Annotated in this window: 11 protein-coding genes; 7 read left to right on the top strand and 4 right to left on the bottom strand. The window is 65.2% G+C overall.

Going from position 1 to position 15,057, the window contains the following annotated elements; all coding sequences use genetic code 11:
• Nucleotides 1-9 precede the first annotated feature (9 nt).
• The 4 genes from QEH68_RS16710 to QEH68_RS16695 are packed head-to-tail and all read left to right on the top strand — an operon-like array spanning nt 10 to nt 4,535.
• Nucleotides 10-1,029 carry an NAD(P)-dependent oxidoreductase gene (locus QEH68_RS16710; protein ID WP_280623472.1) on the top strand — a complete coding sequence of 340 codons (1,020 nt, stop codon included), beginning with the start codon at nt 10-12 and terminating at the stop codon, nt 1,027-1,029.
• Nucleotides 1,026-1,931, top strand: coding sequence for a 5-dehydro-4-deoxyglucarate dehydratase (locus tag QEH68_RS16705; RefSeq protein ID WP_207594517.1), 906 nt, complete (start codon nt 1,026-1,028; stop codon nt 1,929-1,931). Before QEH68_RS16710 ends, QEH68_RS16705 begins: the two co-directional genes overlap by 4 nt.
• Nucleotides 1,931-3,103 (top strand): mandelate racemase/muconate lactonizing enzyme family protein, encoded by a 1,173-nt coding sequence (locus tag QEH68_RS16700; protein WP_280623471.1) that lies wholly within the window; start codon nt 1,931-1,933, stop codon nt 3,101-3,103. The genes QEH68_RS16705 and QEH68_RS16700 overlap by 1 nt, the downstream gene beginning before the upstream one ends.
• Entirely contained in the window at nt 3,084-4,535 is a 1,452-nt protein-coding gene (locus QEH68_RS16695; protein WP_280623470.1) for an aldehyde dehydrogenase (NADP(+)), read from the top strand. The genes QEH68_RS16700 and QEH68_RS16695 overlap by 20 nt, the downstream gene beginning before the upstream one ends.
• 82 nt (nt 4,536-4,617) lie before the next feature.
• Here the strand turns inward: QEH68_RS16695 and QEH68_RS16690 are convergent, their stop codons facing one another.
• The 3 genes from QEH68_RS16690 to QEH68_RS16680 are packed head-to-tail and all read right to left on the bottom strand — an operon-like array spanning nt 4,618 to nt 9,046.
• Nucleotides 4,618-5,769, bottom strand: a complete 1,152-nt coding sequence (locus QEH68_RS16690; protein WP_280623469.1) for a M24 family metallopeptidase — start codon at nt 5,767-5,769, stop codon at nt 4,618-4,620.
• Nucleotides 5,766-7,877, bottom strand: a complete 2,112-nt coding sequence (locus tag QEH68_RS16685) for a DUF6807 family protein (protein ID WP_280623468.1) — start codon at nt 7,875-7,877, stop codon at nt 5,766-5,768. Before QEH68_RS16685 ends, QEH68_RS16690 begins: the two co-directional genes overlap by 4 nt.
• Entirely contained in the window at nt 7,874-9,046 is a 1,173-nt protein-coding gene (locus QEH68_RS16680) for a dienelactone hydrolase family protein (RefSeq protein ID WP_280623467.1), read from the bottom strand. The genes QEH68_RS16685 and QEH68_RS16680 overlap by 4 nt, the downstream gene beginning before the upstream one ends.
• A 371-nt stretch (nt 9,047-9,417) precedes the next feature.
• Here QEH68_RS16680 and QEH68_RS16675 point away from each other — a divergent pair, with 371 nt between their 5' ends.
• The 3 genes from QEH68_RS16675 (at nt 9,418) to QEH68_RS16665 (ending at nt 12,932) form a co-directional block, all read left to right on the top strand.
• Complete coding sequence (locus tag QEH68_RS16675) at nt 9,418-10,362, top strand: sugar ABC transporter permease (RefSeq protein WP_280623466.1); 945 nt, start codon at nt 9,418-9,420, stop codon at nt 10,360-10,362.
• On the top strand, nt 10,355-11,293 hold the full coding sequence (locus QEH68_RS16670) for a carbohydrate ABC transporter permease (RefSeq protein WP_207594512.1): 939 nt from the start codon (nt 10,355-10,357) through the stop codon (nt 11,291-11,293). The genes QEH68_RS16675 and QEH68_RS16670 overlap by 8 nt, the downstream gene beginning before the upstream one ends.
• A gap of 250 nt (nt 11,294-11,543) precedes the next feature.
• A complete protein-coding gene (locus QEH68_RS16665; protein ID WP_280623465.1) occupies nt 11,544-12,932 on the top strand; it encodes an extracellular solute-binding protein in 1,389 nt (462 codons plus the stop codon).
• Between the two features lie 87 nt (nt 12,933-13,019).
• Here QEH68_RS16665 and QEH68_RS16660 read toward each other — a convergent pair whose 3' ends face one another.
• Nucleotides 13,020-15,050 carry a beta-galactosidase gene (locus QEH68_RS16660; protein WP_280623464.1) on the bottom strand — a complete coding sequence of 677 codons (2,031 nt, stop codon included), beginning with the start codon at nt 15,048-15,050 and terminating at the stop codon, nt 13,020-13,022.
• Nucleotides 15,051-15,057 lie beyond the last annotated feature (7 nt).

Below are 15,057 nucleotides of genomic sequence, written 5' to 3'. Positions count from 1 at the left end.
GACAAGACCATGAGCAGGATTTTCGTTACCGGAGGTTCCGGCCGCCTGGGACGCAGCGTTGTGGCTGGACTGGCAGACGCCGGCCACAAGGTGATCTCGGTGGACCGGGACGCCATCCCCGCGGAGCAACTGCCCGCCGGAGCCGAGCAGTACACCGCTGATCTTTTGGCACCGGGGGAAGCGGAGCGGCTCATCCGCGAAACAGCGCCCGACGCCGTCATCCACCTCGCTGCTATTGCCGTACCTTTCAGCGCACCCGAGGACGTCATTTTCAGCACGAACACCCGTCTCGCCTACGCGGTGGTCAGTGCCGCTACCGAAGCGGGCGTCCCGAAGATCGTGACGGCGTCCAGCCCCACCGCCCTGGGTTATGGCTCACCGGCAGGGTGGCTGCCGCCGTCGTTCCCTCTGGACGAGCAGACACCGCCCAAGCCGTGGAACGCCTACGCGTTGTCCAAGCTGATCGCCGAGCAGACCGTGCAGATGTTCGCCGCAGCACAGGGCGACAAGATCCGGTACGCGGCATTCCGCCCGTGCTACGTCCTGTCCCCGGAGGAATGGGAAGGCGCCCTGACGCAACAGGGGCACACCATCCGGCAGCGCCTGGACGATCCCGCATTGTCCGCACCGGCCTTGTTCAACTATGTGGACGCACGGGATGTGGCTGACTTCCTGGACGTGCTTTTGCAGAAGATGGACAGCATCCCCAACGGCCAGGTCTTCTTTGTTGGCGCCAAGGATGCCTTGGCTACCGCGCCCCTGGCGGAATTGTTCCCGCGATTCCTGCCTGGCAGCGGACCGCTCACTGAACACCTGACCGGCACCAGCCCGGCGTTCTCCATCGACAAAGCCCGCGAGCTCCTCGGCTGGGAACCCAAGCGTTCGTGGCGCACCGAACTCACCCCGCCGTACGAAGGCGCGGACACTGCGTCTGACCACCAGAACGCCGCAGCACTCAACCCCGCAGCACTCAATGACGAGAACCACGCCGGACTGGTCCCGGCGGGAGCAACCAAGGAGACCCCATGAAATTCGACGGCGTACTGTTCTTCCCCGTCACTCCCTTTGCTGAAGACGGCACCGTAGATGTGGCGTTGCTGAAGGAGCACATCACCTCCCGCCTGCCGTTCGGTCCCGGCGGTGTCTTCCCCGCCTGCGGCACTGGCGAATTCCATGCCCTGTCCATCGATGAGATCCGCACCGTGGTGACCGCCGCCGTCGAGGCTGTTGCTGGAGCAGTTCCCGTGGTCTCCGGTGCCGGTGGACCGTTGGGTCACGCCATCGCGGCAGCCAAAGTGGCCGAGGAAGCCGGCGCGGATGCCCTCCTGGTGCTCCCGCCCTACCTCGTCACAGGTCCCACGGACGGTGTAGTGGCCTACGTCGAGGCGATCGCCGCCGCGAGCAGCCTGCCCGTGATCGTGTACCACCGCGGTACGGCCAAGTTCACCGCCGAGGCCATCACGCACCTCACCGCCAACCCGAAGGTTGTTGGCTTCAAGGACGGAATCGGCGACGTCGGCCTGGCCCAGGAAATCGTCTCCGCGATCAACGCCAGCGGCCGCACCGACTTCGCCCTGTTCAACGGCCTGCTGACCGCAGAGCTGACCCAGGGTGCCTACCGTGGCCTCGGCATTCCGCTCTACTCCTCGGCAGCGTTCGCGATGGCCCCCGAAATCGCCAAGGCCTACTACGACGCCTACGTCTCCGGTGATGAAGAGCGCCGCCATGCTCTGCTCGAAGGCTTCTACGCCCCGCTGGTCCGGCTCCGCGACCAGACCCCGGGCTTTGGCGTTTCCCTCATCAAAGCAGGCCTGCGCCTGGCCGGGCTGCCTGTTGGCCCGGTCCGTCCTCCGCTGGTGGACCCCAGTGAAGAGCAATTGCTGGAGCTCAAGTCCATCCTGGCCAAGGGCCACGAGCTGGCCGGCAGCTGATGACGGCCCGCATCACGGGCCTCACCACCCGGCTGATCACGGTTCCGCTGCTGCGCAGCTGGGGCGCCGAGGCACCCGAGAACCATGTGATCGTTACAGAGCTGACCACGGACGACGGCGGCAGGGGCCACGGTTTCTCATGGACACCCACCATTGGTCCCCAGGCGGTCAAAGCCCTCTTGGATTACGACATTGCAGCGTTCATCCTTGGCCTCGAAGCCAACCCGGAGATGGTGTGGGACCAACTCTGGCAGCGGCTGCATGAGGCCGGTGGGGGAGGCCTCACCACCATCGCGATGGCCGGCGTGGACCTGGCCCTGTGGGACCTGAAAGCACGGCAGGCGGGCACCTCGGTCACAGGACTGTTGGGCCAACGCCGGGAATCGGTGGAGGTTTATGGCTCCGGAGTGAACCTCCATTACACCCTGGAGCAGCTCGTGGAGCAGGCGCAGCGATGGGTCGCTGCCGGGCATCACGCCGTGAAGATCAAGGTGGGCAAGCCCGAACTCCGTGAAGATGCTGAACGCGTTGCCGCTGTCCGGCAGGTCATCGGCCCGGACCGGTTGCTCATGATTGACGCCAACCAGCGTTGGGACCTGGCCCATACCTTCCGTGCTTTGGACGTCTTGGGGGAGTACGGACTGGAATGGCTGGAAGAACCGATCCGGGCCGACGATCTCTGGGCTTACCGGCGTTTGCGCAAGCACTCTCCGGTACCCATTGCCTTGGGGGAAAACGTCCACACCATCTACCGTTTCCGCGACTTCATCGAAGCCGAAGCCGTGGACATCATCCAGCCCAACATCGTCCGGGTGGGCGGCATTACGCCGTTCCGCAGGATCGTTGAGCTGGCCCGGGCCAACAGCATCAGGGTGGCGCCGCACCTGCTTCCGGAGCTCTCCGGGCAGCTGGCGCTCACCCTTGCCGAAACCGTAAGCGTGGAGGACGTGGAAGACGCGTCCTTCGAACAACTCGGAATACTGGCCGGGCCTTCGCCGGTACGGATCAACAACAGCAAGGGCCAGAGCACACTGAGCAGCACAGGCCGCCCCGGACTGGGCTTTGACTTCGCCGGAGCGCCCGCACCGCCGCTGCCCGCATCTGAGAGCGCCGCATCTGAGACCGCCGCCCCTGAGAGTAAAGGAAACCGCATTGAGTACAGCAACTCTTGACCTGACAGCCATCACCGCCGCAGCCACGGCAGCAGCAAAGGTGACCGCAGCAGCAACCGATGCCGAGCGCGCGGCCTGGCTGACCGCCGTCGCCGACGCCCTGGACGCCAACGTCACCGAACTGGTGGCCATCGCCGATTCCGAGACGAGCCTGGGCGCCGTCCGGCTTACCGGGGAGGTGGCCAGGACCAGTGGCCAGCTGAGGCTGTTTGCCAAGGTCATCACCGAGGGGTCCTACCTCGAAGCCGTGATCGACCACGCCGACCCGGCCTCCACACCGCCGAAGCCCGACCTGCGCCGCATCCTGCGTCCGATCGGTCCGGTAGCTGTGTTCTCGGCGTCGAACTTCCCGTTCGCTTTCTCCGTGGCCGGTGGAGACACCGCGTCGGCACTGGCAGTGGGTTGCCCGGTGGTCGTCAAGGCGCACTCGGGCCACATCCGTCTCTCCGAGCGGACCGCCGAGATTGTCACCGAGGCACTGGCCAAGGCCGGCGCGCCGGAAGGGATCTTCGCCCTGGTCAGCGGCCGCGAGGCGGGCACCGCCTTGGTCCAGGACCCCGCCATCAAAGCCGTTGGCTTCACCGGCTCCATTCCCGGCGGGCGCGCACTGTTTGATCTCGCGGCCTCCCGTCCGGAGCCGATCCCGTTCTACGGTGAGCTCGGCAGCCTGAACCCCGTGGTCATCACTGCGGAGGCCTTGGCCGAGCGTGGCCGGCAGCTCGCCGCAGGCCTTGCCGGTTCATTCACGATGGGCGCGGGCCAGTTCTGCACCAAGCCGGGACTCGTGTTCATCCCGGCCGGTACTGACTTCGCCTCGCACCTGGCCGAGGCCAGCAAGGACAAGCCCACCGCTGCCATGCTCACCGAGCGCATCGCCGAGGCCTACCCGGACGGACTCCGTAACGTCGCAGACCAGCCGGGTGTCGCCGTGGTCAGTGGCACCGTGCAGCAGGACAGCCTGGCCGACGGCGCCGCACCAGTGGTGTTCTCCACCAGTGCAGCCAACGTGCTGGAGCGCCCCGAGGAGCTTTTGGAGGAGTGCTTCGGCCCCACCACGCTGCTTATCGAGTACGCCAACCAGGAGGAACTGTCCGCGGCCCTGGCCAAGGTTCCGGGCAGCCTCACGGGCACGGTGCACGCGGAACCGGGTGAAGACGTCTCCGCACTTGTGGAGCAGCTCAGCGGTTTGGCTGGCAGGGTCCTGTTCGACGGCTGGCCCACAGGTGTTGCCGTGAACTGGGCCCAGCAGCACGGCGGCCCGTACCCGGCCACCACATCGCTGTTCACTTCCGTAGGGGCTACCGCTGTACGCCGCTTCCAGCGTCCGGTGGCCTACCAGGATGCTCCGGAGACCGTCCTGCACCCGGCCCTGCGCGACGCCAACCCCCTGGGCATCCCCCGGCGTGTGGACGGAGTGCTGACGCTCAGCTAAACCACCACTTGGGTCACGGGAGACGAAAGGGGCGGGATCACCACATGGGTGATCCCGCCCCTTTTGTGTGAGGTGTCAGGCGTTACGGGCGCAGCGTCAGCGGACGACGGCGGCCGTCCACGTCGGTGGTCGGCCACCGGTCGTCGGTGGTCAGGACGCGCACGCCGGAATCCGTGAGCAGGACAGTGTCCTCGATCTTTACGCCGGGCCCGGACGGGTTCCACGTGAAGGGCTGGTTGAGCACCACCGTATCCGTGGCCTCTGAAGTGACCCGGGGATCGCGGCCTGCATAACCGGCCGGCCCGCCCTGGTGATGCAGCGTCCACTGATCTTCGCCGAAGCCATGCCGCGCGTAAGCCAGCTTGATCTCGGCGAAGATCCCATTGAGCCGGGCTCCGGGGACCGTGGCACGGAAGATGTCGGCCTCCACGGCGGCAATCCGGGCCTCGGCGTCGAGCTCCTGGGGCGTACCGGCGTCGAACGCTACCCACCGGGTCACGTTGGCAACCAAGCCATTTCGGCGGGCGCACACCACCGCCATGGCGCGCCGTCCAATGGGGGAGTGCGTAGCCAGCGGATGGCGGAAGTCGCTGCGGGAAGCACCGTTGCAGAGCAGGACCAGCGGCTCGGCGCCCACCGCCACAATCCGCGCGGCCAGGTCCGAGACGAGCTGGAACTCCGTAGTCTCCGGGGTTGCCGCGGTGAGGACATCCGTCATGGCAGCGGCGGCATCAGCGGACAGCCCGGCATAGCGGGCAGCCTCGGCCGGGAGCATTTCCTGGCGGGCCGCACGCAGTTCTGCGGTGACGGCTGCTTCCACCAAAGGGTCACCATCAACGGCAAGGCCAGCCGCCGCCGCATGCAGTTGACCGTGCCACGGCACGGTGTGAAGGCTGACGCCGTCGGGCAATTCCTCGGCAGCGATGCGCCCGGCCTCGTTGTTGAACGTCACCAGGTGGTCGCCGTCGCGGTCCACCAGGAGGGCTGCGATGGGGTCGCCGGCCAGGCTGATGTGGACACGGCTCCCATCCAGGTACCAGGTGAGCGCTGTGTTGGTCGTCAGAAGGAGCGAGTCGCGGCCTGCGGCGTCCAGGATATCCAGCACACGCCGGCGCTTCACTGCGCGGTCTGCGGCGTTGCCGGGTGCCGTGCGGGCTATGGCGCCCGCCGGCGTCGATGCCGGTGTTGGTGCCTGGCCGGTGAACGGCGGCGTGGATTGAGTGGGCGTGGTCATGCCGGTTCCCCCAAAGGTGAGATGAGTTGTTCAATGTCTTGTGTTGCCAGGAAGCCGTCCGTGACGAGCACGGTGACCGTCCGGTGGACCGGGTTGCCGGGCGCGGTGGTCACCGGGGCGTCCCAGGCCAAGGAAAGTCCGACGCCGGGATAGCCCGAGTGCCGCACGAACCACGGGTCCGGTGCCTGCGGTGAGGCAAGGAACACCAGCGTTGCCGGGTGCCCCAGTCCAGGGTCGCCGGTGACGCGCGCGGCGCTGGCCGTTCCGGCGTCGAAGGTTCCCGACCATGCCAACCACGGCGCCGTGGTGCCGTGAACAGCGTCCTCGCCGCGCGAATCGGGGGTCCAGATGGTGGCATCGCTGACTTTCGGCAGCCGCCAGAAGAAGCCTCCATAACCACCCTGTGGCCGCCCGTTGGAACCCGGGCTGCCCAGCTGCACCGGACGTCCCGTGGCGGGTTCCAGCGTGAAGTCGAGCGTCAGTTTCCACGCTGAAAGCCCGAAGGCGGCCCAGCGCCATTCGCGCTGTTCGCGGAGTATTGGTGATCCGTCTGGACCGAGCCAGCTCAACTGTTCGCGCCGATGTCCTTCATCGTGGTCCGCGGAGTCTGTGACGATACGGCCGTGGTCGTTCAGCCAGACGTAGGCGCCGGCGTCCCTGGTGTAGGTGCGCCCGCCCCAGAAGTTGATGCCGTCCACGTCCTGGATGGCGACGCCCGCGCCCAGATGCCACACGTGGTCTTCCGGGACGTGATCCGTCACCACGGTCCCCGCAAGTGTTCGAACGGGGTGCAGGTAAGGACGGGGTGACGACGTGGGGCGGATGCTGTTTCCGTCCTGGAGCATTGCGACGGGCGTGTCATTGACGCGGAATTCGGCCAGGTTTGAGGGGACGGCCCCAGAGCCGGCATCGGATTCCGTCCACGGCGCTCCGAGCTCAGCAAAGGTGGCTTGCCCCAACGCTGCCCGGCGAATCAACGATTCGATGCCGCGCACCACGGGGTGGGCGTCGTCGCCCTCGCCTTCCCACGTGACGTAGTCCGGGTGGATCAGCCGGGGAGCCTCTGCCGTGCGGATCGCCTCGAGCACCGACACATACGCGCCGACGCCACTGAGGGGGCTGAGGAGATCCTCCTCGCTGCTGGCGGACAGCAGGTTCTCCAGCAGGTCGGTCCGTCCGAAGGTCTCGCTCCGGACACCATGGGGCGTGGTGATCTCAACCCGGTCCTCTGTATAGAAGAGCGTCAGCTGCCCCAACGTGCCGTAGATGGTGACTGCGGGCGCCGACTGCACCGGTGCGCACAACGTCAGTGCACACGTCAGCACAGGGCCTCGCATCAGCACAGGTCCTCCCGGCAATCCAGGGCGGCTGGTGGTTCGGACCCTCACCACTGAAGTGTCGTCGCTCTCGGTGTCATTGGCCCGGTAGAGGTCCGTCTCCACAGAGGCAACGTCGGAGACCGTTCGTGCCCCGGCAAGCCGCAGTCCCGTCGCCACAGCGTGTGCCAGGGCGTTGGTGACCACGCCGTCCACCACGTCTGTCCCGTTCAGGCTGCGCTTGCCGGCCCAGCGGGAACGCTTGAAGTAGGACCGGGTCCTCAGCCACAAACCTGTTGCGCTGAGGCCCCGGACCTCACCAATTTCCCCCGCCGCCACCAGTTCTTCAATGGCGGGAAGGGCTTCGGAGCCAAGGCTTTGGAACCCCACCTGCACCAAGCGGCCGGCGCTCGCGGCCGCTGCCATGACTTCTTGGTACTGCTCCATGGAAGCCACCGGGGGCTTTTCCAGGTACACGTCGGCGCCGGCCTCGAGTGCAGCCATGGCCAGGGGCGCATGCGTTTGGATCGGCGTGGAAATGATCACGACATCCGGCTCGACTCCCGCCGCCAACAGCGCATCGAGGGAAGGGAAGACCTCAACTCCGGGGCCAAGTTTTCCGTCGGCGGGAGGACGCGGATCGGCGACGGCCACCAGGTCCAATGCACCGGCAGCAGCCAGCCGATCCAGGTTGTCGAGGTGCCGTTCGCCGAAACCGTGTACACCCACCAGTGCGACACGGGGGAGCCGGGAGTGAACCTCCGCAGCGGAGACTGTCAGGGGCTGGGTCATGAGGCTGTCCTAGTGGGGTCAGGTGCGGGGGAACTGCCGGATGGGGTCGGTTTCAGGGCGGCGGCAAGGAAGGCTGCGGCCTCGTCCTGCATGGCCTGGGTGAAGACGTGGGGTTCCTGCCAAAGACTGCCGGTGTACCGGGAGGGCAGGTTCTCCACCAGGTGTTGGTGGGCATCGCGCATTCCTTGTTCAGGGAAAAGCTGGTCAGCCATGCCGTATTGGACCAGGATCTTGGCGGTGGAGCGCGTGGCCAGGTCCGGCCAGTCACCCAGCTTGGCTAGACCGGGGGAGTGCAGCAGCCACGAGTGGGCATCCAGGTACGCCGGCAGCAGCGAGCCAAAGGTGGTCATCATGCACGTCACCACATAGCTGCGGATCAGGGGACTCAAGGCAGCGAGCACCATGGCACGCCCGCCTCCGCCAGAGAAGCCGAGGCAGCCGAGTCGTCCGGGATCCACCCCCGGGAGCGTCGCGAGGATGCCCAGCGCGGCAAGGTCGTCATGCGCCACGGTTCCGGCGATACTGCTGCCGAGCAGGGTTGCGGCTTTGGCCACGGTTTCCTCGTGGGCGGCTGCGGCCGCGTTGTATTGTTCCGCTGCGGAAGGTTCGACGCCGGACTCCCGCCAAAGTGCCCGCTGCCCGTTAACGGCGGTGGCGGTCCGCCAAGGCAGGGTGTCAAGGCCAAAGCCCCGGCTTCCCCACATGAAAGTGTCGTGGGCCAGCACTGCGAAGCCCTGCTGCGCCATCCAGGTGGCGAGAGCACGGCCGTCATAGAGTTTCGTTCGCACCTCGGCCGGGAGGGAGTTATCCGGAAGGGACACGAGCCGTTCCGCGCCGTAGGCCTTGACTCCGCCATGGCAGTGCAGGGCGAGTACGCCGGGCAGGGGGCCGGTTTCCCCGGCGGGCCGGACGAACCAAGCCGCTGTCCTCGGCCCAAAGCCCAACTGCCATGACAAGTGGGAGGTGGTGACGTCGTCGTGCACTGTCTCGGAGTGCACCGTGTACTCAAGGTCCGGTGTTACGGAAGGGACGCCAAGTGTGTCGGCCAGTTCCTGGGCGGCCGGAGAAGCCGCGTTGAAGCGATGGCGGACGGCGTAGTCCGGCCAGTCTTCGTAGCGCGTCAATGCGCTGGGGCGGACGGGCGTATCTTCCATGTCAGCCGCGCTCATGGCAGTGGCAGTCGGTGGGGAACAATGATGTCCTGCCTTTTCGATGCGTCAAGGTGTGCGGGGGCGCACGCCGGACCTCTTCAGCGTGGGGAAATCGGATGGGGCGGCTTCGTCAGAAAACGCTTTCTCAAAAATTAGCAAAAGGCTGTACATGGGTCAAGAAAACGTTTACTTTGGTACGGAGCCGCTGAAGCCCGGGAGTTGCATCCCGGTCCTTCAAGGGGAAGGGCCGGAGCGTCGGCGTCCCGGAAGGCAAGCACCAACCAGACTCGAAGTCCGTGGATGGCCACGATGACCAAAGGAGACCACATGGCCGCTGTACTGCACACGGGGACGCCGCAAGGCGTTCGCGGGCCGGCGAGGGGGAAGCGATGAGCGCCATAGGCGAACTCTCAACGATGACCCGCCGCAAGGGCCCCATGACCAAGGAAGAGAAGAAGGCGAACGGCCGCGACAACAAGGCCGCGTACATCTTCCTTTCGCCGTGGTTGGTGGGTTTGGTGGCCATCACTGTTGGCCCCATGTTGATGTCGTTGTACTTGTCCTTCACGGACTACAACCTTCTGCAGCCGCCTGAATGGGTGGGCCTGGATAACTTCGTCCGCATGTTCGGCGATGCCCGGCTTCACAACTCGCTGGGTGTGACCTTTACGTACGTGCTGGTGGGTGTTCCGCTGCAGTTGGCGGTGGCGCTGATCATTGCACTGGTCCTGGACAAGGGTCTCCGCGGGCTTCCGTTCTACCGGTCCATCTTCTACTTGCCCTCCCTGCTGGGCGGCTCCGTTGCCGTTGCCATCCTGTGGAAGCAGATCTTCGGCACCACCGGCCTGGTCAACCAGGTGCTGGCGATGGCAGGCATCCAAGGCCCCGGTTGGATCTCCGACCCCAACACCGCCCTCGGCTCCATCATCCTGCTGCACGTCTGGACCTTCGGCAGCCCCATGATCATCTTCCTGGCCGGCCTGCGACAGATCCCCGTGATGTATTACGAGGCGGCCGAAGTTGATGGTGCCACCACGTTGCAGAAGTTCTGGCGGATCACCCTGCCGATGCTGAGCCCCATCATCTTCTTCAACCTGGTGCTGCAGATCATCGGTTCGTTCCAGTCGTTCACCCAGGCGTTCATCGTCTCCGGCGGCAACGGCGGCCCGTCCGACTCCACCATGTTCTTCACCCTTTACCTGTACCAAAAGGGCTTCGGCCAGTTCGATATGGGTTACGCCTCAGCGATGGCCTGGTTCTTGCTGGTCATCATCGGTGTCTTTACTGCCATCAACTTCATCGCTTCAAAGTATTGGGTGTTCTACGATGACTAAACTCCAGACCCTCCCCGCAGCTTCATCCGACGACGCCAAAGCCGGCAAGCCCGGAAAAAGCCCGCGCCGCCGCGAATCCCGTGGCAGCCTCGCCTTCAGCCGCAGCGCCCGCATCAAAGGCCTGATCAAGCACGCCATCCTGATCGTCGTGGGTGGTGTGATGATCTACCCGCTGCTGTGGATGGTGGTTTCCTCCTTGCGGCCCAACGATCTGATTTTCCGCGAACCCGGCCTCTGGCTGGAAAACCTGGAAATGAGCAACTACACCGATGGCTGGTCCGCGCTGACGCACCCGTTCGGGCACTACATGGTCAACTCGGCAATCGTGGTCCTGGGTTCCATCCTGGGCAACCTGATCTCCTGCTCCATGGCGGCGTACGCTTTCGCCCGGCTGCAGTTCAGCGGCAAGAAGATCTTCTTCGGCATCATGCTGCTGACCATCATGCTCCCGTTCCACGTGGTGATTGTGCCCCAGTACATCCTCTTCTCGCAGATCGGCTGGGTGAACACCTTCTGGCCGCTGATCGTGCCCAAGCTCCTGGCCACGGACGCGTTCTTCGTGTTCCTTATGGTCCAGTTCATCCGCGGTATTCCGAAGGACCTCGACGAAGCAGCGCGCATCGACGGCGCCGGCCACCCCAGGATCTTCCTCCGCGTGATCCTGCCACTGATGGTCCCGGCCCTGGCCACCACCACCATCTTTACGTTCATCTGGACGTGGAACGACTTCTTCGGAGCCCTCATCTACCTGACGGACCCGGACATGTTTACCGTCCCTGTGGCCCTCAGGGCCTTCGTTGACTCGCAGTCGGCCACCAGTTGGGGATCGCTCTTCGCGATGTCCATTGTGTCCCTGCTCCCCGTGTTCCTCGTCTTCCTGTTCGGCCAGCGGTTCCTCATCAAGGGCATCGCCACCACCGGCATCAAATAGGCCAGGAGCAGCGCCTGAAGGGGGCGGCGGTTGCCGCCCCCCTTGTGGTGGGTGCCGCCCGGGTCAGGGGTCCACGGCGGTGCGTACCGCCGTCGTCATGCGCACCGGCGATGCTGGGTACCGGCGTCGCGCCCTTCAACCCCTAAGACAAGTTTGCATCTTGTAATACAAGATTGTGACTTGTATCATAATTCTCAGCAAGAAAACGCTTTCCCAATCGCATCAGGATCAATGAAGATCGGAGACAACAGTGCCGGTACATCCCAAAGGTGAGGCAGTCGCCCCCGGAGCAGGGGCAACAGCTTCGGCTCCCACAGCCCAGGCCCCCACGGCCCAGCGCAGGAAGCGCAGAGTTCGCGCCTCAGCGCTGGTCGCTGCCACCGCAGCAGCCGTCCTCGCCCTCACCGCTTGCGGCGGCGGCGGAGGATCGGACGCCAAGAGTGCCGACGGCAAGGTGGAGCTGCGCTTCGCTTGGTGGGGCGGTGACAAGCGGGCCCAGGTAACCCAGGCGGCCATCGCAGCCTTCGAAGCGGAGAACCCCAACATCAAGATCAAGCCCGAGTACGGCGACTGGAGCGGCTACTGGGACAAGCTGGCCACCCAGGTGGCAGCCAACGATGCTCCCGACATCATCCAGATGGACGAGAAGTACATCACCGAGTACTCCACCCGCGGTGCCCTGTTGGACCTCTCCAAGTACCAGATCGATACCTCCAAGCTCGATGAAGCCGCGCTGGAAGCCGGCAAGGGCGAGAAGGGCCTGACCGGCATCGCTGCAGGCATCAACGCCGCGACTATCCTGGCCAACCCGGCAGTCTTCCAGGCAGCGGGCGTCGCCATTCCGGACGACAAGACCTGGACCTGGGAAGACTTCGAGCGCGTTGCCGCCGAGGTCACCGCCAAGTCGCCCAAGGGCACCTACGGCGCCGCCGCTTACGGCACGGATGAAGCTTCCCTCGGAGTATGGCTCCGCCAGAACGGCAAGTCCCTCTACACGGAGGACGGCAAGCTGGGCTTTGAGCCTTCGGACATCGCCGAATGGTGGGGCTTCCTGAAGGAACTCAGCGAGAAGAAGGCTGTTCCGTCGGCATCTGAGGTTGTTGAAGCCGAAGCCGCTCCGCTGGACCAGAGTGGCCTGGCTACCGGCAAAAACGGCCTGGCTTTCTGGTGGTCCAACCAGCTCCCGGCACTCGAGAAGGCTGCCGGCGGCGAACTCCAGATCCTGCGTTTCCCGTCCAAAACGGGCAAGGCGGAAGACGCCAAGCTCTGGTACAAGGCTTCCCAGTTCTGGTCCGCATCATCGCGCACCAAGCACCCGGAAGAGACTGCCAAGTTCATCGACTTCCTGACCAACAACGTCAAGGCCGGCGAGGCACTGCTGGCAGACCGCGGCGTGTACCCGAACTCCGAGGTCCGTGAGGCCATCGCCCCCAAGCTGGCCAAGGCCGACGTCAAGGTTGTCAGCTTCATCGACGGGATCAAGGGAGAACTTGGCGACGCCCCGGCAGCACCGCCGAAGGGTGCAGGCGCCATCCAGGAAATCATCAAACGCTACACCTCGGAGGTCCTGTTCAACAGGCTCTCCACTGAAGAGGCCGGCAAGAAGGCTGTGGATGAAATGAAGTCCGCCATCAGTTAGCTTTCCTCAGAAAACAACCGCGCCCCGGACGGATCATTCGTGATCCGGCCGGGGCGCGGTTTTTCGTGCGCGCCACCTGCTTTTGGGTCAGTCTTCCGCGATGACGGCCACGGCTCCGGCGGGGACGACGCCGGTGAAGCGCAATCCGCTGAGCAGTTCGGCGCCGTCGGCCTTGACCGTGACGTCTTCCCGGCTGTGGTTGATGGCGAACAGGAAGCTGCGGCCGTCGTCGGCGCGCCGGCGGGAAAGTTCGACGCCGGCAGTGGCCTCGGCCGCGGCCGTCACCCCCGCTTCGTCCACCAGCCGAGCGGTCAGGGCATCGATGCCGGCGGCATCCGGGAGTGTGGCGAGGTACCAGGCCGAACCGGTTCCGACGGATCGGCGCGTCAGTGCCGGGACGCCGTCGAGCGGGTAGTCGGTGAAGGTCGCCAGGACCTCCGCCGAAGCGCCGGCGGACCCCGCAACGTGTACGTGCTCGCTCCACACAGAGCCAGCAGTTCCATCGTTCAACGTGACCGTGGTGCCGGGGAACAGCGGGTGGAATTCCTCGCTGCGGATGCCCAGCAAGTCACGGAAAGCGCCGGGGTAGCCGCCCAAACGGACGTGGTCGCGCTCATCGACGATGCCGCTGAAGTAACTGATGAGGACCGTGGCGCCACGTTCCGCGGCGGAGGAAATCGAGGCAGCGGCCTGGTCCGTCACGGAGTACAAGGTGCAGACGAGGATGAGGTCGTAGCCTGCGAGGTCCGCTGAAGGGTGGACGAAGTCCGCAGTGATTCCGCGGAGGAACAGGGAGCGGTGGAACGCCCGCATCGTATCGAGGTATTTCAGGGAATTGTTGGGGTGCGAGTCCAGCTCCGACGCCCACCAGGCCTCGTAATCGAACACGATCGCCACTCGGGATTCCACCCGCGAACCTTTGACGGGTTCCAGCTTGGCCAGTGCCTCGCCAAGGTCCACCACGTTGCGCCACACCTGGGTGTCGCGGCCACCGTGGGGGACCATGGCCGAGTGGAATTTCTCCGAGCCGGCCTTGCTTTGCCGCCACTGGAAGAACATCACGGCATCGGCACCTCGCGCCACGTGGGCAAGTGAGTTGCGGAGCATTTCGCCGGGCATCTTGGGCTGGTTGTGCGGCTGCCAGTTCACCGCCGACGTCGAGTGTTCCATGAGGATCCATGGCTGGCCGCCTGCTACGCCACGGGTGAGGTCTGCGCTGAACGCAAGCTCGATTTCGCGCTCCGGGTCCGCGGCCACCAGGTAATGGTCGTTGGCAATTACGTCCATGTCCTTGGACCAGTCAAAGTAGTCCAGGGTTTTGGTGGCGCTGGAAACCATGAAGTTGGTGGTGGCCGGGATGGCCGGGGTGACCTGGCGGAGCACGGCCAGCAGTTCGCGGTAGTAGTCCATGAACACCCACGAGTTGAAGCGGGCAAAATCCAGTTGCTGGCCCGGGTTGAGCGTGGTGGGTGCTGCGCCCGGCGGGATGATGTCCTCGAAGGAAGCGTAGTGCTGGGACCAGAACGCTGTTCCCCACGCCTCGTTCAGGGCCTCGATGGAGCCGTAGCGGCGTTCCAGCCAAGCCCGGAAAGCAGCGGCGTCTTCTTCGCCGTGGAACTCGCCAACGTGGCAGCCTAGTTCGTTGTCCACGTGCCACAGCGCCAGGGCGGGGTGGTCCTTATACCGCTCAGCGATAACCCGCGTGATGGCGGTGGCGTACTTGCGGTAGACAGCCGACGACGGCGTGTAGTGGCGTCGGGAGCCACGTTCCAGCCGCACTCCTTCCGAGGTGACAGGCAGGATCTCGGGGTACTTGCGGGCAAGCCAGGCCGGGGGAGAAGCGGTGGCGGTGGCGAGCGCCACCTTGATCCCGGCTCCATGGAGGTTGTCCAGGACATCGTCCAGCCAGCCGAAATCGTAGTTGCCTTCGGTAGGTTCCAGAAGGCCCCAGGAGAAGATGGCGACGCTCAGGAAGTTCACGCCGGCTTCCTTCATCAGCTCGACGTCTTCAAGCCGGATGTCCATGGGCCACTGCTCAGGGTTGTAGTCGCCACCGTAGGCGAGGCCGTTGATGCTGTTCCAGACAGATGGACTGCCGGTGTTTTCGGGGGAGGTCAAGGGGACT

Origin of the sequence: Paenarthrobacter sp. OM7, from assembly GCF_029873575.1 — a bacterium.
GTDB lineage: Bacteria > Actinomycetota > Actinomycetes > Actinomycetales > Micrococcaceae > Arthrobacter.
The sequence above is the reverse complement of the archived record's forward strand: the minus strand, read 5'-3'. Positions and strand labels throughout refer to the sequence as shown.

Coding starts and splice junctions, on each gene's coding strand:
- QEH68_RS16690 (WP_280623469.1), bottom strand. CDS start 5,769: ATGACCACGCCCACTCAATCCACGCCGCCGTTCACCGGCCAGGCACCA.
- QEH68_RS16670 (WP_207594512.1), top strand. CDS start 10,355: ATGACTAAACTCCAGACCCTCCCCGCAGCTTCATCCGACGACGCCAAA.
- QEH68_RS16685 (WP_280623468.1), bottom strand. CDS start 7,877: ATGACCCAGCCCCTGACAGTCTCCGCTGCGGAGGTTCACTCCCGGCTC.
- QEH68_RS16680 (WP_280623467.1), bottom strand. CDS start 9,046: ATGAGCGCGGCTGACATGGAAGATACGCCCGTCCGCCCCAGCGCATTG.
- QEH68_RS16675 (WP_280623466.1), top strand. CDS start 9,418: ATGAGCGCCATAGGCGAACTCTCAACGATGACCCGCCGCAAGGGCCCC.
- QEH68_RS16705 (WP_207594517.1), top strand. CDS start 1,026: ATGAAATTCGACGGCGTACTGTTCTTCCCCGTCACTCCCTTTGCTGAA.
- QEH68_RS16710 (WP_280623472.1), top strand. CDS start 10: ATGAGCAGGATTTTCGTTACCGGAGGTTCCGGCCGCCTGGGACGCAGC.
- QEH68_RS16700 (WP_280623471.1), top strand. CDS start 1,931: ATGACGGCCCGCATCACGGGCCTCACCACCCGGCTGATCACGGTTCCG.